Source organism: Variovorax sp. V213 (assembly GCF_041154455.1).
Taxonomy (GTDB): domain Bacteria; phylum Pseudomonadota; class Gammaproteobacteria; order Burkholderiales; family Burkholderiaceae_C; genus Variovorax.
In genome coordinates this window covers 5,252,038-5,276,596 of the sequence record NZ_AP028664.1, presented here as the reverse complement: position 1 = coordinate 5,276,596, position 24,559 = coordinate 5,252,038, and the positions used below count along the sequence as shown (strand labels likewise).

Sequence of the window (24,559 nt, the reverse complement as noted above, 5' to 3'; positions counted from 1 at the left end):
ACAGGTTCAAGGCAGGGCGGGCACCGCCTCGCCGCCGCGGTCGACCTCGGCCAGCAGCCAGCGGCGGAAATGGTCGAGCGTGGCCAGTTGCCCGCGGCCCTCGGGGTAGCAGAACCAGTAGCCTTCGTTGCCGCGGTAGCCGCCGCCCGGCAGCGGCTCGTCCACCAGCCCGGAGGCGATTTCGTCCTGCACCAGGCAGCGCGGCACCAGCGCCACGCCCATGCCCACCATCACCGCGCGGATCATGGTCTGGAACTGGTCGAACTGGGGGCCGGCCAGCGGGTCGAGCCCGCGCACGCCGTGCGTCTCGCTCCATTGCAGCCACGATTGCGGCACCGTCACGTGGCGCAGCAGCGTGCAGCGCGCCACGTCCTGCGGCGTGCGGATGACGGCTTCGGCCAGCCCTGCGCGCGGCGCGATCAGCGCCACGTCCTGTCCCGCCAGGTAATGCGAGCGCGCGCCGGGCCAGTGGCCGTCGCCGAACAGAATGGCGCAGTCGAGCTCGGGGCGTTCGAAGTCGTAGCCATGCACGAAGGGCACGAAATGCAGCGTGATCTGGGGATGCAGGCGCTGGAAGTCGGGCAGGCGCGGAATCAGCCACTTGGCGCCGAAGGTGGGCAGGGTGGACAGGTGCAGCGCGCCGCCGCCGTCGCCGCTGGTGATGAACTCCAGCGTGGCCGCCTCCAGCTGCGCGAGCACGGCGCGCACGGCCTTCTCGTAGCGCTCGCCCGCGGGCGTGAGCGCCAGCCGCTTGCGGCTGCGCTCGAACAGCGGCGCGCCGATCCAGCGCTCCAGCTCCTGCACCTGCTTGCTGACGGCGCCCTGGGTCAGGTGCAGCGCTTCGGCGGCGCGCGAGACGCCGCCGAAGCGCACCACGGTAGAGAAGGCGCGCAGCAGATTCAGGGGCGGGTTGAGGCGGCGGAGCGACATGGCTGGATGCCCATTAAAACATTCCAGATCAGAATGTTAGCTGGTCTATCCTTTGCTTGAAGTAACGCAGCAATCCTTTGCTTCATTACTCCCGTCTCATTGGAAAAACCCCTATGCAACGTCGTCATCTTCTTTCCGCCCTGGCCGCTGTTTCTGTCGCTCCTGGAATATCTTTTGCCCAAGGCAAGCCGATCCGCATGATCGTGCCCTTCCCGCCCGGCGGCGCCACCGACATCACGGCGCGGGTGCTGTCGGAGCCGCTGGCCAAGATCCTCCAGCAGCCCGTGGTCATCGACAACCGCGCCGGTGCCGGCGGCTCCATCGGCATGGCCGAAGTGGCCCGCTCCGCGCCGGACGGCCTCGCCTTCGGCGTGGCCACGCTCTCCACGCACGGCGTGAATCCGGCCGTGTACCAGAAGCTGCCCTATGACCCGGTCAAGGGCTTTGTCGCCGTGACCGAACTGGTCAAGGCGCCGGGCGTGGTCGTCATCAACCCGCAGGTGCTGCCGGTGAAGAGCTTCGCGGAACTCGTGAAGTACCTGAAGGCGAACCCGGGCAAGGTGTCGTACGCATCGCCGGGCAACGGCACCATCGGCCACATGTGGGGCGAGCTCTTCAAGAGCAGCACCGGAACCTCGATGGTGCACATCCCCTATCGCGGTGCCGGCCCGGCCATCAACGACGTGCTCGCGGGCGAGGTGCCGGTGTACTTCGACCAGGTGGCCTCCTCGCTGCCGCACGTGAAGGCAGGCAAGCTGAAGGCGCTGGCCGTGTCATGGAGCAGCCGGCTCGACGTGCTGCCCGAGGTGCCGACCTACCGCGAGCTCGGCTATCCCGCCAACAACGATCCCTCGTGGTTCGGACTGGTCGCGCCCGCCGGCACGCCGGCCGATATCGCGCTGCGCATGCAGCAAGCCGTGGCCACCGCACTGAAGGACGCCTCGGTGCGCGAGCGTCTCGCGCTGCAGGGGCTGTACGCCTCGGGCACCACGCCGGCCGAGTTCACGGCGCAGATTGCGAGCGAGATCGAGAAGATGAAGAAGGTCGCCGCCTTCGCCCGCATCCGATTGGACTGAACTGCCTATGCATCCAGTTCTGAAACTGATCCAAACCCGCGCCCAGGTGACGAGCGTCGCCGGGCACACGCCGCTGGTGCTCGATTCGCCGCACAGCGGCACCGTCTACCCCGAGGACTTCCGGCCCGTGTGCGAGCTTGCCACGCTGCGCCGGGCCGAAGACACGCACGTCGAGAAGCTCTATGCCTTTGCGCCCGCCATGGGCGCGGCCTGGATCGAGGCGCACTTCCCGCGCAGCTACCTGGACGCCAACCGCGACACCGCCGAGCTCGACACCACGCTGCTCGACGGGCCCTGGACCGAGCCCCTTTCGAGCGACCCGCGCGTGCTCGCCAAGGTGCGGCTCGGCAAGGGCCTGGTCTGGAAGCTCACCGACGAAGGCCTGCCCATCTACGACCGGCTGCTCGGCGTGGACGAGGTGCGCGGCCGCATCGAGAACTGCTGGCGCCCGTACCACGCCGCGGTGGCCGAGGCGATCGAGTCGGCGCATGCGCGGCACGGCTACTGCATCCACATCAACTGCCACTCGATGCCGGCGGTTGCGGGCAGCCACGCCACAGATTTCCCGGGCCTCGTGCATGCGGATTTCGTGATTGGCGACCGCGACGGCAGCACCGCCGACCCGGCGCTGTCGCAAAAGATCTGCGAGCATCTGCGCGCGCGGGGCTACAGCGTGGACTACAACCACCCGTACAAAGGGGTGGAGCTGGTGCGCCGGCATGGCCGGCCGGCGGAGAACCGGCACAGCATCCAGGTGGAGATCAACCGCAGGCTCTACATGGACGAGGCCACGCTGGCGCTGGACGAGGCGGCGGCGGCGCGGCTGCAGCAGGATCTGCGGTCGATGGCCCAGATGCTGCTCGCGACCGATCCGCGCTGATCGACAACCCTGCCGCCCGCGGGTGTGTTGTTGCCGGGCCCGAAATGCGCCGGCCTATAGTGATCGCAGTCTCACCATTGCCAGGAGTTTTCCGTGAAGCCATTCATTGCAGCTGTTCTTGCCGTCGCGATCGGCGCCCTGGCGGCGGGCTGCGCCGGCACGGGGTCGGCGGGCAACAGCGATCGCGCCGCCTCGTCGTCCGGCAGCGGCGTCACGGTGTTCGGCACCATCGATGCCGGCGTCAGCGGCAGCACGAACCGTTCCGACCGGCGCTAGCCAGCCAGCCGGTGCGTCAGCGCCGCAGCAGCGCCTGGCGCAGCACGCGCGCCGCGCGGTCGCGGATCCGGCCTGACCCGGCGCCGGGCGAGGTCTGGGGCGCGACCCTCGCGGTGGCACAGGCCCAGAGAAAGTCGTGCAGGATGGGCGTGTCGTCCACCGTCTCGGTGCTGCCGTATTTGTGGAATTCGGGATGCCACTGGGTGGCGGAGATGTAGCTGCGTCCCTTGTCGGCGCGGCGGCGGATGGCCTCGGGCACGCGGTCGGGCAGGCTCCAGGCCTCGACCTCGAAACCGGGTGCCAGGTCTTTCACGCCCTGATGGTGGATGCTGTTGACCTTTGCAGTCTTCACCTCCGGATAGAGCTTGGCCAGGCGCGTGCCTTCGACGATCTCGATCTGGTGAAAATTCTGGTCGTAGGTCACCGGGTCGCGGTGCCGGATGGTTTCGGGATGGTCGTGCTGCGCCTCGATGTCCTGGTACAGCGTGCCGCCAAAGGCAACGTTGATGAGCTGCAGGCCGCGGCAGACGCCGAAGATGGGCTTGCCGGCCTGCTCGAAGGCTTCGACCAGCGCCAGGTCGTACAGGTCGCGGATACGGTCGCCCACCCATGCATCTTTGAGCGGCTCCTCGCCGTAGCTGCCGGGCCAGACGTCGGCCCCGCCGTGCATCACGACGCCGTCGAGCCATTCGGCGTAGTGCGAGAGCTTGGTGTCGCCGCGCGCGGTTTCGCCCGTGGGGCAGGGCACCATCACCACCATGGCACCGGCCGACATGAGCCAGTGCGCGATGGATTGTTCGACGTACTGAAGCGTCTTGTTGGTGAACAGCGAGCGCGCCGGATCTGCATGGGAAAAGCAGGCAGACAAGCCGATCTTCAGCCGGGCGGAAACAGGTTGCGGCATCTCGGGACTGGCAGGACGTGCTGAGCGAAAAGGAAAGTCCATTTTGGCGCTTTGGCCTCTCGCACGGGGTCGGACGACACGCCAAGTATGCTTTCAACGCCTCTACGACCAAGAAGGAAGACAAGCCATGAAGACGATCAAGGGCCCGGCCATTTTTCTGGCCCAGTTCGCAGGAGACGAAGCCCCGTTCAACTCGCTCGACGCCATTGCCGGCTGGGCCGCCGGCCTGGGCTACAAGGGCGTGCAGATCCCGAGCTGGGATGCGCGCCTGTTCGACCTCAAGAAGGCCGCCGGGAGCAAGACCTACTGCGACGAGATCAAGGGCACGCTCGCCGCGCACGGCCTCGAGATCACCGAGCTGTCGACCCACCTGCAGGGCCAGCTGGTCGCGGTGCATCCGGCCTACGACGCGGGCTTCGACGGCTTTGCGGCTCCCGAGGTGCGCGGCGACCCGGTGCGGCGCCAGCAATGGGCCGTGGAGCAGCTGCACTTCGCGGCCAAGGCCTCGGCCAACCTCGGGCTCACGGCCCACGCGACCTTCTCGGGCGCATTGGCCTGGCCGTACCTTTACTCATGGCCACCGCGCCCGCCGGGACTCATCGAGGAAGCCTTCGACGAACTGGCGCGCCGCTGGCGGCCGATCCTCGATGCCTTCGATGCGGCGGGCGTGGACGTGGGCTACGAGATCCACCCCGGCGAAGACCTGCACGACGGCGTGAGCTACGAGATGTTCCTGGATCGCGTGAACAACCATCCGCGTGCCTGCCTGCTGTACGACCCGAGCCACTTCATGCTGCAGCAGCTGGACTACCTGGCGTACATCGACCACTACCACGAGCGCATCAAGATCTTCCACGTGAAGGACGCCGAGTTCAACCCGACTGGCAAGCAGGGCGTGTACGGCGGCTTCCAGAGCTGGATCAACCGGGCAGGGCGCTTCCGCTCGCTGGGCGACGGGCAGGTCGATTTCAACGCCATCTTCTCGAAGATGGCGCAGTACGACTTCCCCGGCTGGGCTGTGCTCGAATGGGAATGCTGCATCAAGCACCCTGAAGACGGCGCCCGCGAAGGCGCTGCCTTCATTGCCGACCACATCATCCGCGTGGCCGACCGGGCCTTCGACGACTTCGCGGCGGGCGGCGTCGACGTGGCCGCGAACAAGCGGGTGCTGGGGATCGGCTGAAGCCCCTTCAGAGCAGCGCCGCGAGCCGACGGATCGCACCGTCGATCTGCGATTCGCCGACCAGGCCGTAGCCGAATGCCAGGCCATTGGGCGCGCCGGGCGCCTGCGGGTCCGGCGCGAAACGTGACAGCGGTGGCAGGGTGATGCCGGCAGCCGCGGCGCGCGCGACCACGGTGTGGTCGCGCGTGCCGGTGCGCAGCCAGGCCGACAGGTGCAGCCCCGCGTCGGAAGGGATCACATCGAGCCGCCCCGCGCCATGCCGCGCCAGCGCCTCGAGCAGCGCGGTGCGCCGCGCCCCGTAGACCTTGCGCATCTTGCGGATGTGGCGTGCGAGGTGCCCTTCGGCGATGAAGGCGGCCAGCGCCTCCTGCCCGAGCACCGGCCCATGCCAGTCGGCCAGCTCACGCGCCCGCACCAGCGACGCGCGCGCCCACGGCGGCGCCACTACGAAGCCGAGCCGCAGCGCGGGGAACAGGCTCTTGGAGAAAGTGCCCACGTAGCAGACCGACTCGGCGCGGTCGAGCGTCTGCAGCGCATCGAGCGGGCGGCCGGCAAAGCGGAATTCGCTGTCGTAGTCGTCCTCGATGACGACGGCGTTGCGCGCCCGCGCAAAGGCCAGCAGCGCCGCGCGCCGCTGCGGCGACATCACGACGCCGGTGGGGAACTGGTGCGAGGGCGTCACGCAGATCACGCGCACCTCGGGCGGCAGGCGCTCGACGCAGAGGCCTTCGGCGTCGACCGGCACGGTGACCACCTTCGCGCCCGCAGCCGTCAGGGCCTCGCGCAGCGAAGGATAGAAGAGCTGCTCGACCGCGACCACGGTGCGCCCCGGCACGACGAGGATGCGCGCGAGCAGCCCGAAGGCCTGCTGCGCGCCAGCCGTGACCACGATGTCGTCGGCGGTGCAGCCGACCGCACGCGTGAACGACACATGCCTGGCGATCGCCTCGCGCAGCGCGGCTTGGCCCTGCGGATCGGCGTAGTCGGCCGGCTCGCGCGCGATGCGGCGCAGCGCGCGGTCGGACAGGCGGCGCCAGATGTCGAAGGGAAAGGCGCCGGTGTCGGGCAGGCCGACGCGAAAGTCGTCGCGCGACGGCAGGGACTGCAGCGTAGGCGCGAGGTCGGCGCCGGGCACGTTCAGCGGCACCAGCCGCGGGTCGCGCCTGGTGGTGCTTTTGACCGCGCGGCCGCGACGCGATAGCGGCACGGTGTCGGCCACGTACGTGCCGGCGCCGGCACGCGCCAGCAGATAGCCCTCGCTCAGCAGCAGGTCGTAAGCCGCGAGCATGGTGTTGCGCGACACACCCAGCCGCTGCGCCAGCGTGCGCGTGGCGGGCAGACGCGCGCCGGGCTGCAGCCGGCCATCGAGGATGGCGGCGCGCAGCTGCCGGTGCACCTCGCGCAGCAGATCGCGCGAGCCGGCGCCTGGCAGGCGGATGGCGAGTTCGAAAAGTGGCTCCATGAACTTCGCCAATTGTGGTTCTTTTGAAGAGCCAATCTCAAGCCTATTCTGAAGGCCTCAGAACGCTCACCGGAGTCCCGCCATGAACACCGATCCCACCATTGCCCCGCAGTCGCAGCCCGCCGAACGCCTGCCCCTCGGCCTGGCCTGGCTCGCGCTCGGCGCCTTCGCCATCGGCACCGAAAGCTTCATGGTCGCCGGCCTGCTGCCGTCGCTGGCGGCCGACCTGCAAGTGAGCACCACGCGCGCCGGGCAGTTGGTACTGCTGTTCGCGCTGAGCTACGCCATCGGCTCGCCGCTGATGGCCGCGCTGTGCGCGCGCTTCGGCCGGCGGCCCCTGCTGATCGCCAGCCTCGCGGCCTTCTCGGGCCTCACGCTGGCCGCCTCGATGGCGCAGGGATTCGGCCTGCTGGCGCTGGCGCGGGTTGCGCTGGGGCTGGTGGCCGGGGTATTCCTGCCGACCGCGAGCGCGGTGGCGGCGGCCATGGTGTCGCCTGCTCTGCGCGGCCGGGCGCTCGCCATCGTGACCGGCGGCGGTACGGTGGCGGTCGCGCTCGGCGTGCCGCTGGGCGCATGGGTCGCGGGCTGGGGCGGCTGGCGCACGGCCTACCTGCTGATCGCCGCGGTGGCGGCGCTGGCGACCTGGGGCCTGGCCATCGGTTTGCCGCGCGGCCTGGCATCGGCACCGGCCGCCGCGCGCACGCCGTCCTTCTCGGTGACCCGCAAGCCCGGCGTGCTGCCGGCGCTGCTCACCACCATGCTGTGGGCTACGGGCGGCTTCAGCTTCTACACCTACATTGCGCTGTTCCTGTCGGGCACGCTGGGCTTCGGCGCCGAGGGCGTGAGCGCGGTGTTCTGCGCCATCGGGGTGGCGGCGGCCATCGGCACCGCGGCCGGCGGCTGGGCCACCGACCGCTTCGGCGCCGACCGCGTGGCGCAGGGCTTCGCGCTGATGCTGGTGGCGATCCTGGGCGGGCTCTCGTTCTCGGCGCAGATGCTGCCGCGCGGCCTGGCGCTGCCGCTGATCGTCGGGCTGTCGGCGCTCTGGGGCTTCGCGGGCTGGGGCTTCGGTCCGGCGCAGGCGGTGCGGCTGATCCGGCTGGCGCCGGACCGGGCGCCGATGACGCTGTCGCTCAACGCATCGGCGGTCTACCTCGGCATCGCCGCCGGCTCGGCGCTGGGCGGCGCGGTGATCGATCTGGTCGGCGTGAGTGCGGTGGGCTGGGCCGGCGCGGCCTGCCAGCTCGCGGGATTGGGGCTGATGTTGCGCGCAGCCCACAGGTCGCGGGCCGCGATTTCGTCGTCGACATCGCCGCTGACTGCCTGACAGCACCGTGTTACGCTATATTTTCAATAGCAAACATCGCAGGAACGACCGTCCCTTGCAGCGCGATCCCGCCCGGGCTTTCTTTTAAGGCGAGCAACTGTCATGCCCGTCAAGCTATAATGGCGGGTTCGTTTCGATACCACGACGAAGCACTTCGTCATTACGCCGGCTGACCTGTACTGTCCCTTGGATTTTTCAGGCCCCTTCACTTTCAGCCGGCTTCACAGTGTGTTGGAGCGCCAGACCGGGCGCCCATGATTGCCACCACTGCCTTCGTTCTTGTTGAAGCGAATAGCGCGTCCGCCGCGCCGTTCTGGCCGGCCCACGCCCGTTTTCAATTATTTTTCGGCATTTTGCGCACACTTTTCGCGTACGGTGCCAAGGCTTTCATGGACATCATTCAACACAGTATCGCGGTGGGCAAGTATCTTGTTTCCCCGCTCATTCGACACCAGGACGACGGCAACTTCGCCGCCTCCGTCTCGATCCGCTCCGGCCGCGGCAGCGGCATGCACGACCGCGTGATGCGTTTCACGCCGCGCTTTGCCAGCCATTCCGCCGCCGCACGCTACGCCGTCGCCCAAGGCCTGGGCTGGGTGCGCGAACGCCATCCGCGCAGCGTTGCCCCGCTCGCTTTGCAGTGCGCAGGCTGAAACAATTACGCCCATCTTCATATCCAACACACATCGAACGAGAATTCAGAGGTAATCACACATGCCCAAGGAAGAACTGATCGAAATGAACGGCGCAGTGACCGAAGTCCTGCCCGACTCGCGCTACCGCGTGACGCTCGACAACGGCCATCAGCTGATCGCCTACAGCGGCGGCAAGATGCGCAAGCACCACATCCGCATCCTGGCGGGTGACAAGGTGTCGCTCGAACTCTCGCCTTACGACCTGACCAAGGGCCGTATCACCTTCCGCCATCTGGAGCGCCGCGGTCCGCCGCCGACCAACTCCGGCAACAACAACGCACCTCGCCGCTGATCCGCGACTGACGAAGGGCCTTGGCAAACGCCCCGCGACGGGCGCTTGGCAAGGCCTTTGTTTTTCTCGCGGTCTTCCGGCTGCTGAACGATGACCACACCCAATCCAACAGCCGGCGGCCTCCAGGCCGACCACGGCTTTGCCACGCTGGCGCTCTCGCCCCAGATGCTGGCCAACCTCACGCAGCTCGGCTACACGCAGATGACGGCGATCCAGGCGGCCGCGCTGCCACCGGCACTGCTCGGCAAGGACCTGATCGCACAGGCCAAGACCGGCAGCGGCAAGACCGCCGCCTTTGCGCTGGCGCTGCTCTCCAACCTGAACCCGCGCCGCTTCGCCATCCAGGCGATGGTGCTGTGCCCGACGCGCGAATTGGCCGACCAGGTCACGACCGAAATCCGCCGTCTCGCGCGCGCCGAGGAGAACATCAAGGTGGTCACGCTCTGCGGCGGCGTCGCCCTGCGCGGACAAATCGCCAGCCTGGAGCACGGCGCGCACATCGTGGTGGGCACGCCGGGCCGGATCATGGACCACTTGGAGCGCGAGAACCTGAACCTCGAGGCGCTCAACACCCTGGTGCTCGACGAAGCCGACCGCATGCTCGACATGGGGTTTTTCGACGACATCGTGAAGGTGGCGCGCCAGTGCCCGAAGGAACGCCAGACGCTGCTGTTCTCGGCCACCTACCCCGAAGGCATCGCCAAGCTCGCGCAGCAGTTCATGAAGAGCCCGCAGCAGATCACGGTACAGGCGCAGCATGAAGGCAGCAAGATCCGCCAGCGCTGGTACCAGGTGAAAGAAAGCGAACGGCTGCATGCCGTGAGCCTGCTGCTCGATCACTTCCGCCCCGTCAGCACGCTGGCGTTCTGCAACACCAAGCAGCAGTGCCGCGACCTCGTCGAGGTGCTGCAGGCGCAGGGCTTCAGCGCGCTGGCGCTGTTCGGCGAACTGGAGCAGCGCGAGCGCGACCAGGTGCTGGTGCAGTTTGCCAATCGCAGCTGCTCGGTGCTGGTGGCCACCGATGTGGCGGCGCGCGGGCTCGACATTGCGCAGCTCGAGGCCGTGATCAACGTCGACGTGACGCCCGACTCCGAAATTCACATCCACCGCGTCGGCCGCACCGGCCGCGTGGGCCAGCAGGGTGGCGCCGAGGGCCTCGCGCTGAACCTGGCCAGCATGGACGAGATGGGCAGCGTCGGCAAGATCGAACAGCTGCAGGGCCGCGAATCCGAATGGCACGAACTGGCCGAGCTCACGCCCGGCAAGGGCGAGCCGATGCACCCGCCCATGGCCACGCTGCAGATCGTCGGCGGACGCAAGGAAAAGATCCGCGCCGGCGACGTGCTGGGCGCGCTCACCGGCGACTGCGGCTACGCCAAGGACCAGGTCGGCAAGATCAACGTCAACGAGTTCTCGACCTACGTGGCCGTGGAGCGCGGCATTGCGGCCGAAGCGGCGCGCAAGCTTTCGAGCGGCCGCGTGAAGGGCAAGAGCGTGAAAGTGCGCCTGCTCGAGCTCTGAAAGAACCCCCGTCATGCCCGTTGCTTCGGCTTCTGGCAGGCAAAATCCCCGCTGTGGCCTAATTGGCCCTCGAACATTACTTTTTACCCGAGCTTTTCATGCCCAAGAAAATTCGTACCGAAGCCGACCGCGTTGCCACCCCGAAGCCGACGCCCCTGCCCGGCTACGCCCTGCCCAAGTCCGGTGGCGGCCAGAAGGTCAGCCTGGAGCGCGGCACCGCCACGCGCAGCAAGAAGAACCCCGGCAAGCGCGCCAAGAAGGGCGGCTGATCCAGCCCCCGCAGGCTCGCAAGAGCCACGACGAACGCGCCCTCGGGCGCGTTTTGTCATTGGGGCAGCCTATAAATCCAATCCGCGATGTCCGACGACAACCAGATCTTCATCCCGCCCTCGTTCTTCGCGGTTTACAGCGACGCGCGCCAGCGCCTCTCGGAGCCGATCGGCGTGGTGCGCGAGCGCTACGAGATCTGCGAAGACCTCGCCAACCACCTCGTGGGCCACGCGCAGATCCAGCACCACACCGAGGTGCCGGTCGAGAGCGAGATCTTGCGCCGTATCCACGCCGGGCTGGCCACGCCCGAAGCCGGCGTATCGACTGCCGAGGCTGGGTGGATCGTGCAGCGGCTGGCCGAACTGCTGGGCTGGCCCGGACCGGAGCCGTTGCCGGCCGAGGACTGAGGCGCGGCGATGGCCGTCGCACCCCGCGCCCAACCCGAGGACTTCTCCTCCCCCGGGCGTCACAGGCGCTGCGATGTCGTGAGCATCGTGTGGTCCGGGAACTGGCGAAGGACCGGCGCTTCCGAGCCAGTATGCGCCGAAGGCCACGGCAGTCACGCGCAGTTCGGTGGGGCGAACGAGGCCCCCTTCGGCCTATTTGTCGATGATTTTTCGGGCGAACAGCTCGAGGTAATCCATCAGGCGATTGGCGCCGGCGGTGGCCGCTGCCTCGTTGCCGGTCGCGATGCCCTGCGCCAGTTCGAGGTGCGCATTCGCACCTTCGACGATCTCGCCTTCGTGCTGGTAGGCGTACCAGAAGCGCCGGCACTGCACGATGAGCGGGGTCACCGCCTTCACCGCCGAATCGTTGTGGCTCGCCTGGTGGTTGACGAAGTCGAGCGCGCGGTCGGCCTGCATGTAGTCGTTCAGGTCGCCGCGGTGGGCCGCCTTCACCATCAGCTCGGCGCAGCGCACGATCTCCTTGCGCTGCAGCGCGGTGGCGCGGCGCGCCGAGCAGGCCGCAATCAGCAGTTCGAGCACGCGCCGGGTCTGGATCACGTCGAGGTGGTCGGCCAGGTCGATGGTCGACACCAGCAGGCCGCGGCGCGGCTGCTGCACGATGAGGCCGATCGACACCATGCGCATCAATGCCTCGCGCACCGGCGTGCGGCCGAGGCCTGTGCGCTCGGCGAGGTCGGCTTCGACGATCTGGCTGCCGGGCTCCAGCTGCAGCGTGGAGAGCAGCGTCTCGATCGCGTCATAGGCGAGGTCGGCAGCCCGTCGTTTGGGCTGGGGACGAGGCACGGTCTTCGGGGGGGCCATTGTTTTCTTCTGGTGCTGCTTCGGCTTCATTGTCGGTCCACATCGACAGGGCCCGCGAGGCCGGCCAGGGTTGCGATGCGCGCCGGCGACAGCGGGGGGCGCGGCGCGGGCGGTGTCCAGCCGAAAAGGAACTGCGCGGCATCGCCGCAGACGCGGCCCTGGCAGGCACCCATGCCGCAGCGGCGGTGGAGCTTGGCGTCGGTCCAGCCACTGCAATCCGCAAGCGCCGAGAACGGCACGTCTTCGCAGCGGCATACGACCGTGTCGGGCTGCGGCATCTGCCGGATGGCGGGCGCCAGCGCGAAGCTGCGGCCCAGCTGTGCGGCGAAGGCATTCCAGCGGGCGCGTTCGCGTTCGTGCTGCTTTGCGGCGCCCTCGTTGCCGACGGCTGCATGGCCGGCGATGGTGCCCTGCGCGAGGGCGCGTTCGCTGCCGCCGAAGCCGGTGCATTCGCCGGCTGCGTAGATGTCGGCCAGGCTGGTGGCCTGCCGCGCATCGACAGCCAGTGCCTGCGCGCCGATGCCTTCGGGCGTAAGCGCGCAGCCGAGCATCCGGCCCAGTTGCGTGTTGGGGACGAGGCCGAAGCCGCAGGCCACGCGATCGGATTCGATTTCCACTTCGCGGCCGCCTTGGCGAAGCCGAACCGATTCGACCTGCGTGGCGCCTTGCACCGAGACGATGCGCGACGAGGTGCGGTACTGCGCATCGGCCAGCGTGATCGCCTGCACAGCCTTGCCCGGCCATCTCGGCAGGCTGGCCGCAAACCCGGCGACTGCCGCGAACGAAGCCTGCTCGGCGATGCGCACGACCTTCGCACCCGCCGCGCGCGCCGTCGCCGCGGCGGCGAGCAACAAAGGCCCGCTGCCCGCAATCACGACGCGTTCGCCCTCGACCGGCAGGCCCGCCTTGATGAGCGCCTGCAGGCCGCCCGCGCCCGTCACGCCGGGCAGCGTCCAACCCGGGAAGGGCAGCAGCAGCTCGCGCGCACCGGTGCAGAGAATCAGTCTGTTCCACTGCAGGCGCCAGCCGCGTTCGGCGTCTTCGAGCAGCAGTTGGTTGCGCGAAGGCGCCGCGACGACGCGCGTGCCGCTGCGCACGCGGATGTTGGCGTGGCGTTCGAGCGCATCACGCCACTTGCGCGCGGCCGGCGGCAGCGTGGCGCCGGGACCGTCGCGCCAGATCTGCCCGCCCGGTGCGGGGTTGTCGTCGATCACGACGATGGATGCGCCGCTGGGGGCGGCCGCCACCGCCGCGGCCATGCCGGCAGGACCCGCGCCGACGATCAGCAGATCGCAATGTTCCAGCGTCATGTCCGTCACTCGGAGGTCTCCACGCGCATGCCCTCGGCGCAGACCGTCTGGCAGGCGAGCCTGCGGCGGCCGTCGATGAACACGCGGCATTCCTGGCACACGCCCATGCCGCAGAACGGCGCACGCGGCTGGCCTGTGACCGAGGTGCGCGCCACGCCCACGCCGCCGGCGACGCGCAAGGCGGCGGCGACCGAGCTGCCGGCCTTCACCCGGACGAGCTGGCCGTCGATGTGCAGCAAGGTCTCGCCGCTCATGCACTCCTCTCCAGCAGCCCGCGCGGCGCATAGGGCGCCGCGTCGAATTCGGGGACGCCGCCGGTCATCAAGGCCGCAAGCAGGTGCGCGCTGCCCGGCGCGGTGGTCACGCCCAGGCCTTCGTGGCCGACGGCGAGCCAGAGCTTCTCGCGCCACGGGTGCTGGCCCAGCAGCGGCAGTCCGTCGGGCGTCGCGGCGCGCAGGCCGGTCCACGAGCGGACCGCGTTGAGGTCCGCGAGCCCCGGCAGGTAGTCGAGCGCGCGCTGCAGCATGCGCGCGAGCATCGGTGCTTCGACGGCGGGATCGGTGCTGTCGAACTGGCGCGAGGAGCCGATCAGCAGTTGCCCGGTCGGCCGGGGCTGCACGTTGAACGCGACCGAGTCGCCGTCGCTGTGGTGCGCGCTGGTCACGTAGCCGAGCTCGACGAGCTGGTGATTCACCGTGCCCGGATAGCGGTCGGTGATCAGCAGGTGGCCCTTCTTGGGCCGAATCGGAAGCTCGGGGCAGAGCGTCGTCGCCTCGATGCCGTTGGCCAGCACGATCTGCGGCGCGGCGCGCCGGCTGCCGTCCGCGAGCCGCAGCGTGCCGTCGTCTTCGATGGCACCGACCTTCGCGTGCTCGACGCGGATCGAATCTCCGCCCTGCGCGAGCAGCCAGCGCGCCGCGTTCGGTGCATAGAGGATGCCGTCGCCTGGCACTTCGAGCGCGCCGGCGAGGCCTTTGCGCAACGCGGGCTCGGCACGTGCCAGCGCAGCCGCGCCGAGCAGGCGGCTTTCGATGCCGTGTTCATGCAGCCGCTGCTGCTTGCGCTCGGCCTCGGCCATTTCCTCTTCGTTGGCCGCGATCCAGAGCGTGCCGCAGGCGCTGTACGCGCAGTCCTCGCCCATGCGCGGTGCCAGGGCGCGCCATTGCGCCGTCGAATGGCTGCTCAATGCGAGCTCGGCCGGGTTGTCGTCCATCACCACGAGGTGCCCCATGCCTGCGCCTGTGGCCCCACCGATGCGCGCATCGAGCACCAGCACCCGGCGGCCGCCCTGCGCGAGCGCATGCGCGCAGGCGGCACCGACGATGCCGGCTCCGATGACGATGACGTCCGCGTCCATCACCTACAGCCGAATACCCCACCCGAAAGGATCGTTGTCGTCGATCAACAGCGTGGCCTCGGCGCTGATGTGCGCGCGGCCGCGCAGCGTTGGGATGACCTTGCCGTGTTCCAGCGCGTAGCTGGCCTCGAAGCGGCTGCCGATCACGCTGGCCTGCGTCCACACCTCGCCCGGCGCCAGCTTGCCGTCGGCCGCGAGGCAGGCGATCTTGGCGCTGGTGCCGGTGCCGCAGGGCGAGCGGTCGTAGGCGTTGCCTGGGCAGAGCACGAAGTTGCGGCTGTCCGCGCCTTCGCTGTCGTTGGCGAAGAGTTCGATGTGGTCGATCTCCGCGCCATCGGCGCCCGTGATGCCTTGCGCCGCCAGCGCCTTGCGCAACGCGGTGGTGTAGCCGGTCAGCGCAGCGAGGTTGTCGCTCGCCACGCGCTGGCCGTGTTCACTCACCAGGAAGAACCAGTTGCCACCCCAGGCCACATCGCCGTGCACGGTGCCGTGGCCCGGCAGGTCGACCGCGACCTGGTGCAGATGCCGATACGCCGGCACGTTGCGCACGCTCACCGAGCCGTCGGCATGCAGCGTGGTCGTTACCGTGCCCACTGGCGTCTCGATCTTGTGCTCGCCCACGCCGATGCGCCCGATGTGCGCAAGGCTTGCAACCAGCCCGATGGTGCCGTGGCCGCACATGCCGATGTAGCCGGCGTTGTTGAAGAAGATCACGCCGGCGGCGGCATCCTTCGACACCGGTTCGCACAGCAGCGCGCCGACGATCACGTCGCTGCCGCGCGGCTCGAGCACCGTGGCTGCGCGCCATTTGTCATGCCGCTCAGCCAAGAGCGCGCGGCGCTCGGCCATGCTGCCGCCGCCCAGATCGGGAAACCCGCCGATGACCAGGCGCGTGGGCTCGCCGCCCGTGTGCGAATCGATGATCTGGATGCGTTGCATGTATTTCTCGAACTCAGTAGCTGGCGAGGGGAACGGGCGCTGCGTTCTTGAAGGTGAACACCGTGATCGGCGCCTGCTTCATGTTGCCCTTGTCGTCGTAGCTGTAGGTGGCGGCCACGCCCTTGTAGGTGGTCTTGTAGAGCTCGGCGCCCACCTTGTCGGGATCGATGGAGTTGGCCTTCTGCATCGACTCGCCGATGAACAGCACCTGGTCATAGTACGAGGCGGCATACGCATCCGCATCGGCGTTGAAGCGCTTCTTGAACTTGGCCTTGAACGCCGGGCCGCTCTGCGCTTTCTCGAGAATGGAGCCGCCTTGAGCGCAGAACACCAGGTCGTTGACCGCGTCGCCGCCGAGTTTGCCGGTGGCCGGGCTGCACAGCGTGTCACCGCCCAGCAGCTTGCCGGGCACGGCGAGCTGCTTCATCTGGCGTGCCATGGGTGCGGCCTGCGGCGCGTAGCCGCCGAAGAAGATCGCCTCGGGCGCCTTGGCCTTCATGTTGGTCAGGATGGCGGTGAAATCCACGGCCTTGTCGGTGGTGAACTCTTGCCCGACCACCGTGAGGCCCTGCTTCTTCGCTTCCTTGGTGAACTCTTCAGCGAGGCCCTGGCCGAAGGCGGTGCGGTCATCGATCACGCCGACCTTCGTCACCTTGAGCACCTTGGCCGCGTACACCGCCATGCTGGAGCCGATCTGGTTGTCGCTCGCGATGATGCGATACAGGTTCTTGTAGCCGCCCTGCGTGACCTTCGGGTTGGTGCCCACGGTGGAGACCATCGTGCCGCCGTCGGCATAGATGCGCGAAGCCGGAATGGCAACGCCCGAGCAATACGGCCCCATGACGTACTTGACGCCGTCGTCCACGAACTTCTGCGCCACGCTCACGCCGGACTTGGCGTCGCACTGGTCGTCTTCGGACACCAGTTCGAACTTCAGCGTCTTCCCGCCAGCGGTGATCTTCCTGGCGTTGAGTTCCTCGATGGCAAGGCGCACGCCGTTCTCGTTGTCCTTGCCCGCGAAGGCGTTGGGTCCCGAGAGCGGTCCGCTGTGGCCGATCTTGACGACCTGCTCCTGCTGCGCATTGGCGTGGCCTGCCATCGCGATGGCCAGGAGGCCGAGAAGCGGGATCATGTGTGCTTTGGACTTCATGCTTGTTCCTATGCAAGGGACGAGAGGGTTATGCCATGACCGACTGGTACTGCGCAGGCCGCGTGGCCAGCGCCTTCTTCACGATGGTTTCCACCGCCGCGCGCTCCTCGCCCACCAGCGGCAGCCGCGGGCGGCGCATGTGCTCGCTGCCCACGCCCACCAGCGCATCGATCAGCTTCAGGTTCTGCACCAGCTTGGTCGACACATCCAGGTGCAGCATCGGCGTCATCCACTGGTACAGCGCCAGCGCCTCGGCGAATTTCCCGGCCTTCATCAGGTCATACAGCGCCACCGTCTCGCGCGGGAACGCGCAGCCCACCCCGGCCAGCAGGCCATCGCAACCCAGCGCCAGCCCTTCGTAGGCCAGGTCGTCCACCCCCAGGAACAACTGGTAGCGGTTGCCCACCGTGTTGCGCAGGTCCGTGATGCGGCGGATGTCGTCCGTGCTCTCCTTGATCGCCGCGATCCATTCGCAGTCCGCCAACTCGACCATGTGCTCGGGCTTCAGGTCCACCCGGTAGGCCACCGGGTTGTTGTAGACCATGATGGGCTTCTGAGCGGCGTTGGCGATGGTGCGCACATTGAGCATTGCCTCGCGCGCATCGGCCACGTAGATCACCGAGGGCATCACCATGAAGCCCGCCACCCCCAGCTGGTTGGCGCCGTCCACGTAGCGCAGGGCTTCCCGGGTGCTGGTTTCCGACACATTCGCCAGCACCGGGATGCGGCCGTCGGCCGCTTCCAGGGCGATCTGGGCGACCTGCAGCTTCTCTTCGAGCGTGAGCGTGCTGGCTTCGCCCAGCGAGCCGCAGGTCACCAGGCCGTGGATGCCGTTGCGGATCTGGAAGTCGATGTGCCGGGCGGTGCCATCGGCATCGATGCTTTCGTCGGCGTGGAACTTGGTGGTGATGGCGGGGAAGATGCCTTGCCAGCGGGGGTTGGTCACGTGATGGGCTCCTGGGTTGCGCGACGGGAAACGGCCGCGATCTAAATATATTAATAATATATCTTCAGGATATGCGTGGGGCAAGCGCTCTTTTGGGTCAGGGTCTTCTGTGATATCCGGAGAAGGACGGAGGAAGTCCGCTTGATGGGGCGCGACTTGTGTGCGTCCGCGCTTTGTTCACGCTCACGCGTTCAGGGTGCGCTCCCGCCGACGGGGGACAGGGACATTCGCGGAGGGGAGTACCCGGTGGCCTTTGCACGCGCCCTGAACAAGAGTGCCCTGAACAAAAGCGCCGAACACAACATGAGACCCAAGTCAGTCGATCTTCGCCCCAGAAGCCTTCACCACCGCCCCCATCGCATCCCAGTCCGCGCGCAGCAGCTTCTGGAACTCTTCGACGCTCTGCGTGCGCGGCTCCACGCCCAGGCGCTTGAAGCGCTCCTGGATCGCCGGATCGGCCAGCACCTTGTTGGTGGCCGCGTTGAGGCGCTCGACCTCGGCCTTGGGCGTACCGGCGGGTGCGAGCAGGCCGATCCAAGAATCGAAGGCATAGCCCGGCAGGCCGCTCTCGGCCACGGTCGGCAGGTTGGGCAGGAAGGGGCTGCGCGCCTGGCCGGTGGAAGCGAGCAGCTTCATGCGCGGATCGGCCTGGAAACCCATCACGCCGATGCTCGAGGAGATGACGGCCTGCACGCGGCCCGCGAGCACCTCGTTGACGGCCTCGCCGGTGGACTTGGTCGGGATGTGCGTCATCTGCAGTCCAGCCTTGGCAAGGAACGACGCCATCGCAAGGTGCGTGGCGCTGCCGTTGCCGGCCGAGGCGTAGTTGTACTTGCCCGGGTTGGCCTTGACCTCCTTGATGAAGTCCGCCGTGTTCGACACGTTGAGCCCGCTCGCCACCGCCAGCACGTAGCCCGCATTGCCGATGCTGGCCACGCCCACGAAATCCTTCAGCGGGTCATAGGAGAGCTTGCTGTACAGGAAGCCCGCGATGTTGTGGCTCGCGGCCGCGAGCACCAGCGTGTTGCCGTCCGCAGGCGCCTTGGCCACCGCGGCCGCACCCACCGTGCCGCCCGCACCCGCGCGGTTCTCGACGATCGCGCTGGCGTTCAGGGCCGCGCCCAGTTCGGCGTTGAAGGCGCGCGCCACCGTGTCTTGCACCGCGCCCGTGCCGAAGGGCACGACGATGTGGATCACGCGCTGCTGCGCGTGCACGGGCGCGAAGGCGCCGAGTGCCGTGGCGGCGGCAAGGGCAGCCAGCGAACGCCGGGAGAACAGGGGGGGAGTCATCGGGGTGGCCGCTTTCATCATCATTGGCAGGAAAAATTTCAATCAGGCACCCGACGGCAGCCAGCGCTGCACCAGCTTCACGAAGTAGCTGGCGCCGATCGGAATGATCTCGTCGTTGAAGTCGAACGAGGTGTTGTGGATGATGCAAGGGCCGGGCCCATGGCCGTCGAGCCGGTGGTCGCCATCGCCATTGCCCAGAAAGGCATAGCAGCCGGGCCGCGCGAGCAGCATGTGGGCGAAGTCTTCGGCGCCCATCACGGCAGGGAAGTTGTCGGTCACCATGTCTTCGCCCACCACCTCGCGCATCACACTGGCGGCAAAGCGCGCTTCGGCCACGTGGTTGACCACCGGCGGCGACGAGCGGTTGAAAAACACCTCGGCCGTGCAGCCGTGCGCCGCGGCCACGCCGGCGGCCACCTCCCGCAGACGCGCCTCGATCTTGTCGATGGCCTCGATGGAAAAGGTGCGGATGGTGCCGCCGACGGTCGCCACGTCGGGAATCACGTTGGGCGCGTCGGAGCCCTGCAGCTGCGTGACCGCGAGCAGGGCGCGCTCGGTGCTCGGAATGGTGCGCGGCACGATGGTCTGCAGCTGCTGCGCGAGCGTGACCACCGCGGCCACGGGGTCGATGCCGGTGTGCGGCATCGAGGCATGCGTGCCGCGCCCGTGCATGGTGATCTTGTAGGTGTTGCTCGACGCCATCAAAGCGCCTTCGTTGAGCGCGAAGCGGCCCACGTCGCCGACCGGGAAGTTGTGCAGCGCAAAGACCGCGTCGCAAGGAAAGCGGTCGAACAGGCCGTCCTGAATCATCTTCTTGGCGCCGGCCTTGCCCATCTCCTCGGCGGGCTGGAAGATGAAATGCACGGTGCCGTCGAAGTCATGCGGCCCCTGCTGCGACAGGTGCCACGCGGCGGCCAGCAGCATGGTGGTGTGGCCGTCGTGGCCGCAGGCATGCATGCGGCCGGCGTGGGTGGACTTGTGGGCGAACTCGTTGGCTTCGTTCAGCGGCAGCGCGTCCATGTCGGCGCGCAGGCCGATGGTGCGTGTGCCGGTGCCCTTGCGCAGCACGCCGACCAGGCCGGTGCCGGCAATGCCGCGGTGCACCTCGATGCCCCATTCGGCGAGCAGGCCCGCCACCTTTTCGGAGGTGCGATGCTCTTCGAAACCGAGTTCGGGGTGGGCGTGGATGTCGCGCCGGATATCGACGAAGCGGGAAACGTTGTTGGCGAAGGAGTCGACGATGTTCATGATGGCGAAGGACTGGAGGCGAACGATTCTGGCGCAAGGCGGCGACGGCCGCCATGGCCGGGTTTCAGAGCCCTGCCAGCACCTGGTCGAGCGTCTCGACGAGCAGATCGGCGTTGGCTTCGGAAAACACCAGCGGCGGGCGGATCTTCAGCGTGTTGGCGTGCTCGCCGGTGGCGCTCAGCAAAACCTGCCGCTCGCGCAGGCCGTTGACGACCCGCGCGGTTTCCGCTGTGGCGGGCGTGCGCGCCTGGCGGTCCGACACCAGCTCCACGCCCACGAACAGGCCGGCGCCGCGCACATCGCCGAACAGCGCATGGCGCTCGGCGAGCTTCGCGATCTGCGCACGCAGATAACGGCCGACGCGCTGCGCATTGGCCATCAAGCCTTCGCCCTCGATCACGTCGAGCACCGCCATGCCCGCGGCCATCGAGACCGGATTGCCGCCGAAGGTGTTGAAGTAGCGGCACTCGCGGCCGAAGGCGGCCAGCACCCCGGGGCGCACCGCGAGGCCGGCCAGCGGATGGCCGGCGCCGAGCGGCTTGCCCATGGTGACGATGTCGGGCACCACGCCGTGCCGCTGGAAACCCCAGAAGGCATCGCCGGTGCGCCCGAGGCCGGGCTGCACTTCATCGGCGATGAAGAGGCCGCCGGCTTCGCGCACCGCGTCCACCGCCTCGGCCATGAAGCCCGGCGGGTCGGTGAAGATGCCGTCGCTCGAGAACACGGTGTCGACCATCAGCGCGGCCGGGCGCAAGCCCTGCGCCTTCAGATCGGCGATGGCCTCGCGCACGCCCTCTGCAAACGCGCGGCCCATGTCGCCGGCGGCGATGCGGTAGCTGTCGGGTGCGGGCACGGTGCGCACCGCGTCGCCGAGCTGCACGAACTTGCCGAGCGAGGGCGAGGCCTCGGCAATCGACGCCGTCACGCCGTGGTACGCGAAGCGCGTGACGATCAGCCCCTCGGCTTTCGTATGCGCTCTGGCAATGCGCATCGCCAGGTCGTTGGCCTCGCTGCCGGTGCAGGTGAACATCGCATGGCCGAGTTCGGCCGGCATGGTGGCGAGCAGCCGCTCGGCATAGTCGAGCACGCCTTCATGCAGGTAGCGCGTGTGGGTGTTGAGCACGCCCGCCTGGCGCGCGATGGCCTCGACCACGTGCGGATGGCAATGGCCGACCGAGGCGACGTTGTTGTAGGCGTCGAGATGGCGCTTGCCGTCGGCGTCGTACAGCCACACGCCTTCGCCGCGCACCGGGTGCAGCGGTGTTTCGTAGAACAGGCGGTAGGCCGGGCCGAGCACGCGTGCGCGGCGCTCGACGAGCGACCGGGTGTCGGGAGCAAGAGCGAGGGAGGTCATGGGCGGTCTCTCAGAGGTTCACCGCGCGGCGGAAGGCGGCTGTCGCGGCGGCGGCGCCGACGCGCTCGCAGGCCTGCAGCCGCGCCCACGACAACGGGTTGTTGCGCAGCAGGTAGGGCGCGTTCTCGGGATAGCGCGCGGCGCGCCAGCCGCTGATGGCCACCACCATCACGAGCCGCGCCGTGACCAGGTTGAACAGCACGCCGACCTCGGTCGGCGACAGCGGCCGCACCGCGTGGTACGCAGCGACCAGCGACACGATGGCCGCGAGCGGATCGTCACCGGTGCCGGCCTGGTACGCAGCGGCCACGGCCAGGTCGTTGATGCACGGCGCGCGCACCATGTCGCCGAAGTCGAGGATCGCGGCAATGCGGTCGGTGTCGGCCGGGTCGACCAGCACGTTGTAGATGTTGAAGTCGTTGTGGATCGGCTGCGCGGGCAAGGTGCGCAGCACGGGCTTGGCGTCGCGTTCGAAGCGGTCGAGCGCGGCCGAGGCCAGCGCGCGGCGCTCGGGCTCGGCGATATGCGCGAGCAGGCCGCGCACGCTGTCGGCGCGCTGGAGGTCCCAGGGCAGCGGCAGTGCGCCGGCCGGATGGTCGAAGCCCGCGAGCGCGACGTCGAGCCGGGCCAGCATGCGCGCGAGGTTCTGCTGCTGCAGCGGCGTGCGCGGCGCTTCGGGCAGCGGCAGGCCGGGCAGGTAGGTGAAGAGCCGCACCACGCGCGGCAGGCCGTCGCCCGGGTCGCACACGAAAGAGGCCGCGCCCTCGCATGTCGGCACGATGCGCTGCACCGGCAGGCCGGGATCGGTGGCTGCGAGATGCAGCAGGGCCTGGGTCTGGAAGTCGGCGACGAGCGCGGTCTCCGCCGGATGCGAGATCTTCAGCATGAAGCGGGCGCCGTCGGTGGCGCGCTCCAGCCGGTAGTTGCGGTCGCGCTCGCCGGTCAGCGGCTTCATCTCGCCGTCGATGCCGTAGCGCTCCTGTGCCAGCTGGCGCACCCAGGCGTCGTCGAGCGCGGGCGAGCCTTCGCTGAGTACCTGCGCGTCGGTGAATTCCGCCGTCGTCATGGGTGCACCCTTGGCGTTGCGCTCATGCCACGCTCTCGAAACCGCGCAGCGCACTCGCGATGTTCGGGCCCAGGTCATCGGAAAGGTAGCCACCCTCCTGCACCAGCACCGTGGGCAGGCCCAGGCGCGCGATCTCGGCCAGCAGCACCGCGAAGCCGGCGGTCTGGATCTTCATGCCCTTGTAGGGATCGCGCTCGTGCGCGTCGAGGCCCAGCGCCACCACGAGTGCGCCGGGCGCATAGGCGCGGATGCTGTCGCAGGCATCGCGCAGCGCGGGCAGGTAGCCGTCAATGTCGGTGCCCAGCGGGAGCGGCTTGTTGATGTTGTAGCCCAGGCCTTCGCCTTCGCCGCGCTCGTGCGCGTGGCCGGTGAAGAAGGGCGTGAAGTTGCGCGGATCTCCATGCAGCGAGATGGTCAGCACGTCGGCGCGGCGGTAGAAGATGCCCTGCGTGCCGTTGCCGTGGTGCACGTCGATGTCGAGGATGGCCACGCGGTCGTGCACGCCTCGCAGGTGCTGTGCGGCAATGGCCACGTTGTTGAGGTAGCAGAAGCCGTTGGCGCGGTCGGCGTAGGCGTGGTGGCCGGGCGGACGGCACAGCGCATAGGCCACGCGCTCGCCATCGAGAACGAGCTGCGCCGCATGCGTCGCCATGTTCGCCGAGGCAATGGCGGCCTCCCAGGTGCGCGCGCCGATCGAGCACGCGTTGTCGCCCATGTGGAAACCGGCCTGGCCGACCACGCTGTCGGGATAGGTGCAGGGCTGGCCCGGAAAGGGATGGATGTTGGGCATCACCTCTTCCGAGGGATCGTCCAGCAGCTGCCAGCGCGCATAAGCGGTTGCTAGAAATCGCAGGTACTCGGGCGTGTGAATGGCGGCACGCGGGCCGGCGCCGAAGTCGCGCGTGGCGACGATCTCGTGACCCTCCTGCTCCACCGCCTTCAGCAGGCGGAAGGCGCGCTCGGGCTGCTCGTTGCTGCGCTTGAGCTTGCCGCGCACCATGAAGAGCTGCGGGTCGTGGTCCTTGTGCGTGTCGCTGTAGACGACTTTCATCGGGTGTCTCTCCGGTGTCAGGCGTGGGTGGGAAGGGGCGCTGCGCCGTGCTGCTTCACGAACAGCGCGCGCACGTGCTGCCAGGCGTCTTCCAGGTGCACGCGCATCGCGGCCTTGGCGGCCTCGGGATCGCGGCGCAGCAGGGCGTCGACGATGGGGCGATGGGTCTCGGCCATCGCGGTGGGGTCGTGGTAGACCGCGTCGATCAGCGCGATGATCATCTGCATCTCGGTCTGCGTGTTCATGAAGATGCGGTGCAGATGGGCATTGCCCGACAGCTCGCAGATCAGCGTGTGCAGCGCCAGGTCGGTGGCAATGCGGTGGTGCTGCGGCTGCGTGCTCGCCTCGCGCACCATGGCTTCGACCAGCGCCTGCACGCGCGCGATGCCCGCGTCGTCGGCCTTGCGGCAGGCCAGCTCGATCGAGGTCAGTTCGAGGCTCAGGCGCACCTCGAACAGATCGTCGATCTCCTGCACGCTGATGGTCCTCACCGCGAAGCCGTGGCGCGGCTTGGCCACCAGCACACCCTGGCGTTCGAGCCGCCGCGCCGCCTCGCGCACCGGCGCGCGGCTCACGCCCATGCGGCGCGCGATGTCGGCCTCGACGATGCGGCTGCCCGGTGGCAGGCGCCCTTCGACGATGGCGCGCGTCAGCTGGGCCTCGACCAACCCGACGAGGTCGGTCGATTCGACCGACTCGAAGAGGGCCGTATCGGAAGAAGGAGGAGGAGAAATTGCGGAAGTAGCCATGTTGCTTGTCTCGTC

The 24,559-nt window shown here is 68.5% G+C and carries 26 protein-coding genes; 10 read left to right on the top strand and 16 right to left on the bottom strand.

The features are described 5' to 3' along the window. Nucleotides 1-6 precede the first annotated feature (6 nt). Nucleotides 7-930, bottom strand: a complete 924-nt coding sequence (locus ACAM55_RS24915; protein WP_369654086.1) for a LysR substrate-binding domain-containing protein — start codon at nt 928-930, stop codon at nt 7-9. A 113-nt stretch (nt 931-1,043) separates the two neighbouring features. Between ACAM55_RS24915 and ACAM55_RS24910 the strand changes: the two genes are divergently transcribed. The 3 genes from ACAM55_RS24910 (at nt 1,044) to ACAM55_RS24900 (ending at nt 3,162) form a co-directional block, all read left to right on the top strand. After that, entirely contained in the window at nt 1,044-2,006 is a 963-nt protein-coding gene (locus tag ACAM55_RS24910) for a tripartite tricarboxylate transporter substrate binding protein BugE (RefSeq protein ID WP_369654085.1), read from the top strand. A gap of 7 nt (nt 2,007-2,013) precedes the next feature. Beyond that, on the top strand, nt 2,014-2,886 hold the full coding sequence (locus ACAM55_RS24905; protein ID WP_369654084.1) for an N-formylglutamate amidohydrolase: 873 nt from the start codon (nt 2,014-2,016) through the stop codon (nt 2,884-2,886). Between the two features lie 93 nt (nt 2,887-2,979). Continuing rightward, entirely contained in the window at nt 2,980-3,162 is a 183-nt protein-coding gene (locus tag ACAM55_RS24900; RefSeq protein ID WP_369654083.1) for a hypothetical protein, read from the top strand. Between the two features lie 16 nt (nt 3,163-3,178). Here ACAM55_RS24900 and ACAM55_RS24895 read toward each other — a convergent pair whose 3' ends face one another. After that, nucleotides 3,179-4,066 carry a gamma-glutamyl-gamma-aminobutyrate hydrolase family protein gene (locus tag ACAM55_RS24895; protein ID WP_369654082.1) on the bottom strand — a complete coding sequence of 296 codons (888 nt, stop codon included), beginning with the start codon at nt 4,064-4,066 and terminating at the stop codon, nt 3,179-3,181. A gap of 127 nt (nt 4,067-4,193) precedes the next feature. Between ACAM55_RS24895 and ACAM55_RS24890 the strand changes: the two genes are divergently transcribed. Continuing rightward, the gene (locus ACAM55_RS24890; protein ID WP_369654081.1) at nt 4,194-5,249 is read left to right on the top strand and encodes a sugar phosphate isomerase/epimerase family protein; all 1,056 of its coding nucleotides are present in this window, start codon (nt 4,194-4,196) and stop codon (nt 5,247-5,249) included. 7 nt (nt 5,250-5,256) lie between these two features. Here the strand turns inward: ACAM55_RS24890 and ACAM55_RS24885 are convergent, their stop codons facing one another. Then, nucleotides 5,257-6,711, bottom strand: coding sequence for a PLP-dependent aminotransferase family protein (locus tag ACAM55_RS24885; RefSeq protein ID WP_369654080.1), 1,455 nt, complete (start codon nt 6,709-6,711; stop codon nt 5,257-5,259). 82 nt (nt 6,712-6,793) lie between these two features. Between ACAM55_RS24885 and ACAM55_RS24880 the strand changes: the two genes are divergently transcribed. The 6 genes from ACAM55_RS24880 (at nt 6,794) to ACAM55_RS24855 (ending at nt 11,223) form a co-directional block, all read left to right on the top strand. Continuing rightward, nucleotides 6,794-8,038: an MFS transporter gene (locus ACAM55_RS24880; protein ID WP_369654079.1), complete on the top strand. Its 1,245-nt coding sequence runs from the start codon at nt 6,794-6,796 to the stop codon at nt 8,036-8,038. A gap of 389 nt (nt 8,039-8,427) precedes the next feature. After that, the gene (locus ACAM55_RS24875; protein ID WP_369656473.1) at nt 8,428-8,691 is read left to right on the top strand and encodes a hypothetical protein; all 264 of its coding nucleotides are present in this window, start codon (nt 8,428-8,430) and stop codon (nt 8,689-8,691) included. Nucleotides 8,692-8,752: 61 nt separating this feature from the next. Continuing rightward, complete coding sequence (infA, locus tag ACAM55_RS24870) at nt 8,753-9,025, top strand: translation initiation factor IF-1 (RefSeq protein ID WP_015867950.1); 273 nt, start codon at nt 8,753-8,755, stop codon at nt 9,023-9,025. 90 nt (nt 9,026-9,115) lie between these two features. Then, nucleotides 9,116-10,546, top strand: a complete 1,431-nt coding sequence (dbpA, locus tag ACAM55_RS24865) for an ATP-dependent RNA helicase DbpA (RefSeq protein ID WP_369654078.1) — start codon at nt 9,116-9,118, stop codon at nt 10,544-10,546. 98 nt (nt 10,547-10,644) lie between these two features. Beyond that, nucleotides 10,645-10,815 carry a hypothetical protein gene (locus tag ACAM55_RS24860; RefSeq protein WP_164547821.1) on the top strand — a complete coding sequence of 57 codons (171 nt, stop codon included), beginning with the start codon at nt 10,645-10,647 and terminating at the stop codon, nt 10,813-10,815. Nucleotides 10,816-10,902: 87 nt separating this feature from the next. Then, nucleotides 10,903-11,223 (top strand): hypothetical protein, encoded by a 321-nt coding sequence (locus ACAM55_RS24855; RefSeq protein WP_369654077.1) that lies wholly within the window; start codon nt 10,903-10,905, stop codon nt 11,221-11,223. 192 nt (nt 11,224-11,415) lie between these two features. On the opposite strand, the gene ACAM55_RS24850 is transcribed toward ACAM55_RS24855, so the two are convergent. From ACAM55_RS24850 to ACAM55_RS24790, 13 genes are all read right to left on the bottom strand, one after another. Next, nucleotides 11,416-12,084 (bottom strand): GntR family transcriptional regulator, encoded by a 669-nt coding sequence (locus ACAM55_RS24850; RefSeq protein WP_369654076.1) that lies wholly within the window; start codon nt 12,082-12,084, stop codon nt 11,416-11,418. Between the two features lie 26 nt (nt 12,085-12,110). Beyond that, nucleotides 12,111-13,394 carry an FAD-dependent oxidoreductase gene (locus ACAM55_RS24845; RefSeq protein ID WP_369654075.1) on the bottom strand — a complete coding sequence of 428 codons (1,284 nt, stop codon included), beginning with the start codon at nt 13,392-13,394 and terminating at the stop codon, nt 12,111-12,113. A 5-nt stretch (nt 13,395-13,399) separates the two neighbouring features. After that, nucleotides 13,400-13,648, bottom strand: a complete 249-nt coding sequence (locus tag ACAM55_RS24840; protein ID WP_369654074.1) for a (2Fe-2S)-binding protein — start codon at nt 13,646-13,648, stop codon at nt 13,400-13,402. Beyond that, nucleotides 13,645-14,751, bottom strand: coding sequence for an NAD(P)/FAD-dependent oxidoreductase (locus tag ACAM55_RS24835; protein WP_369654073.1), 1,107 nt, complete (start codon nt 14,749-14,751; stop codon nt 13,645-13,647). Before ACAM55_RS24835 ends, ACAM55_RS24840 begins: the two co-directional genes overlap by 4 nt. A 3-nt stretch (nt 14,752-14,754) precedes the next feature. Beyond that, nucleotides 14,755-15,690: a 4-hydroxyproline epimerase gene (locus ACAM55_RS24830; RefSeq protein WP_369654072.1), complete on the bottom strand. Its 936-nt coding sequence runs from the start codon at nt 15,688-15,690 to the stop codon at nt 14,755-14,757. A gap of 13 nt (nt 15,691-15,703) precedes the next feature. Continuing rightward, on the bottom strand, nt 15,704-16,840 hold the full coding sequence (locus ACAM55_RS24825) for a branched-chain amino acid ABC transporter substrate-binding protein (RefSeq protein ID WP_369654071.1): 1,137 nt from the start codon (nt 16,838-16,840) through the stop codon (nt 15,704-15,706). 28 nt (nt 16,841-16,868) lie between these two features. After that, nucleotides 16,869-17,786, bottom strand: a complete 918-nt coding sequence (locus tag ACAM55_RS24820; RefSeq protein ID WP_369654070.1) for a dihydrodipicolinate synthase family protein — start codon at nt 17,784-17,786, stop codon at nt 16,869-16,871. Between the two features lie 315 nt (nt 17,787-18,101). After that, nucleotides 18,102-19,094 (bottom strand): tripartite tricarboxylate transporter substrate-binding protein, encoded by a 993-nt coding sequence (locus ACAM55_RS24815; RefSeq protein WP_369656472.1) that lies wholly within the window; start codon nt 19,092-19,094, stop codon nt 18,102-18,104. A gap of 24 nt (nt 19,095-19,118) precedes the next feature. Next, nucleotides 19,119-20,324, bottom strand: a complete 1,206-nt coding sequence (locus ACAM55_RS24810; protein ID WP_369654069.1) for a M20 aminoacylase family protein — start codon at nt 20,322-20,324, stop codon at nt 19,119-19,121. 64 nt (nt 20,325-20,388) lie between these two features. Continuing rightward, entirely contained in the window at nt 20,389-21,678 is a 1,290-nt protein-coding gene (locus tag ACAM55_RS24805; RefSeq protein ID WP_369654068.1) for an aspartate aminotransferase family protein, read from the bottom strand. A gap of 10 nt (nt 21,679-21,688) precedes the next feature. Then, complete coding sequence (locus tag ACAM55_RS24800) at nt 21,689-22,744, bottom strand: phosphotransferase (RefSeq protein ID WP_369654067.1); 1,056 nt, start codon at nt 22,742-22,744, stop codon at nt 21,689-21,691. Nucleotides 22,745-22,766: 22 nt separating this feature from the next. Continuing rightward, entirely contained in the window at nt 22,767-23,795 is a 1,029-nt protein-coding gene (locus ACAM55_RS24795; RefSeq protein WP_369654066.1) for a histone deacetylase family protein, read from the bottom strand. Nucleotides 23,796-23,812: 17 nt separating this feature from the next. Then, on the bottom strand, nt 23,813-24,544 hold the full coding sequence (locus tag ACAM55_RS24790) for a GntR family transcriptional regulator (protein WP_369654065.1): 732 nt from the start codon (nt 24,542-24,544) through the stop codon (nt 23,813-23,815). Nucleotides 24,545-24,559: the final 15 nt, after the last annotated feature.

Excerpts from the sequence above, each read along its gene's own strand:
- ACAM55_RS24915 (WP_369654086.1), bottom strand. The coding sequence starts at position 930 with ATGTCGCTCCGCCGCCTCAACCCGCCCCTGAATCTGCTGCGCGCCTTC.
- ACAM55_RS24805 (WP_369654068.1), bottom strand. The coding sequence starts at position 21,678 with ATGACCTCCCTCGCTCTTGCTCCCGACACCCGGTCGCTCGTCGAGCGC.
- dbpA (WP_369654078.1), top strand. The coding sequence starts at position 9,116 with ATGACCACACCCAATCCAACAGCCGGCGGCCTCCAGGCCGACCACGGC.
- ACAM55_RS24860 (WP_164547821.1), top strand. The coding sequence starts at position 10,645 with ATGCCCAAGAAAATTCGTACCGAAGCCGACCGCGTTGCCACCCCGAAG.
- ACAM55_RS24840 (WP_369654074.1), bottom strand. The coding sequence starts at position 13,648 with ATGAGCGGCGAGACCTTGCTGCACATCGACGGCCAGCTCGTCCGGGTG.
- ACAM55_RS24890 (WP_369654081.1), top strand. The coding sequence starts at position 4,194 with ATGAAGACGATCAAGGGCCCGGCCATTTTTCTGGCCCAGTTCGCAGGA.
- ACAM55_RS24910 (WP_369654085.1), top strand. The coding sequence starts at position 1,044 with ATGCAACGTCGTCATCTTCTTTCCGCCCTGGCCGCTGTTTCTGTCGCT.
- ACAM55_RS24855 (WP_369654077.1), top strand. The coding sequence starts at position 10,903 with ATGTCCGACGACAACCAGATCTTCATCCCGCCCTCGTTCTTCGCGGTT.
- ACAM55_RS24815 (WP_369656472.1), bottom strand. The coding sequence starts at position 19,094 with ATGAAAGCGGCCACCCCGATGACTCCCCCCCTGTTCTCCCGGCGTTCG.
- ACAM55_RS24885 (WP_369654080.1), bottom strand. The coding sequence starts at position 6,711 with ATGGAGCCACTTTTCGAACTCGCCATCCGCCTGCCAGGCGCCGGCTCG.
- ACAM55_RS24790 (WP_369654065.1), bottom strand. The coding sequence starts at position 24,544 with ATGGCTACTTCCGCAATTTCTCCTCCTCCTTCTTCCGATACGGCCCTC.
- ACAM55_RS24850 (WP_369654076.1), bottom strand. The coding sequence starts at position 12,084 with ATGGCCCCCCCGAAGACCGTGCCTCGTCCCCAGCCCAAACGACGGGCT.
- ACAM55_RS24800 (WP_369654067.1), bottom strand. The coding sequence starts at position 22,744 with ATGACGACGGCGGAATTCACCGACGCGCAGGTACTCAGCGAAGGCTCG.
- ACAM55_RS24795 (WP_369654066.1), bottom strand. The coding sequence starts at position 23,795 with ATGAAAGTCGTCTACAGCGACACGCACAAGGACCACGACCCGCAGCTC.
- infA (WP_015867950.1), top strand. The coding sequence starts at position 8,753 with ATGCCCAAGGAAGAACTGATCGAAATGAACGGCGCAGTGACCGAAGTC.
- ACAM55_RS24875 (WP_369656473.1), top strand. The coding sequence starts at position 8,428 with ATGGACATCATTCAACACAGTATCGCGGTGGGCAAGTATCTTGTTTCC.
- ACAM55_RS24880 (WP_369654079.1), top strand. The coding sequence starts at position 6,794 with ATGAACACCGATCCCACCATTGCCCCGCAGTCGCAGCCCGCCGAACGC.
- ACAM55_RS24830 (WP_369654072.1), bottom strand. The coding sequence starts at position 15,690 with ATGCAACGCATCCAGATCATCGATTCGCACACGGGCGGCGAGCCCACG.
- ACAM55_RS24835 (WP_369654073.1), bottom strand. The coding sequence starts at position 14,751 with ATGGACGCGGACGTCATCGTCATCGGAGCCGGCATCGTCGGTGCCGCC.
- ACAM55_RS24895 (WP_369654082.1), bottom strand. The coding sequence starts at position 4,066 with ATGCCGCAACCTGTTTCCGCCCGGCTGAAGATCGGCTTGTCTGCCTGC.
- ACAM55_RS24825 (WP_369654071.1), bottom strand. The coding sequence starts at position 16,840 with ATGAAGTCCAAAGCACACATGATCCCGCTTCTCGGCCTCCTGGCCATC.
- ACAM55_RS24905 (WP_369654084.1), top strand. The coding sequence starts at position 2,014 with ATGCATCCAGTTCTGAAACTGATCCAAACCCGCGCCCAGGTGACGAGC.
- ACAM55_RS24845 (WP_369654075.1), bottom strand. The coding sequence starts at position 13,394 with ATGACGCTGGAACATTGCGATCTGCTGATCGTCGGCGCGGGTCCTGCC.
- ACAM55_RS24810 (WP_369654069.1), bottom strand. The coding sequence starts at position 20,324 with ATGAACATCGTCGACTCCTTCGCCAACAACGTTTCCCGCTTCGTCGAT.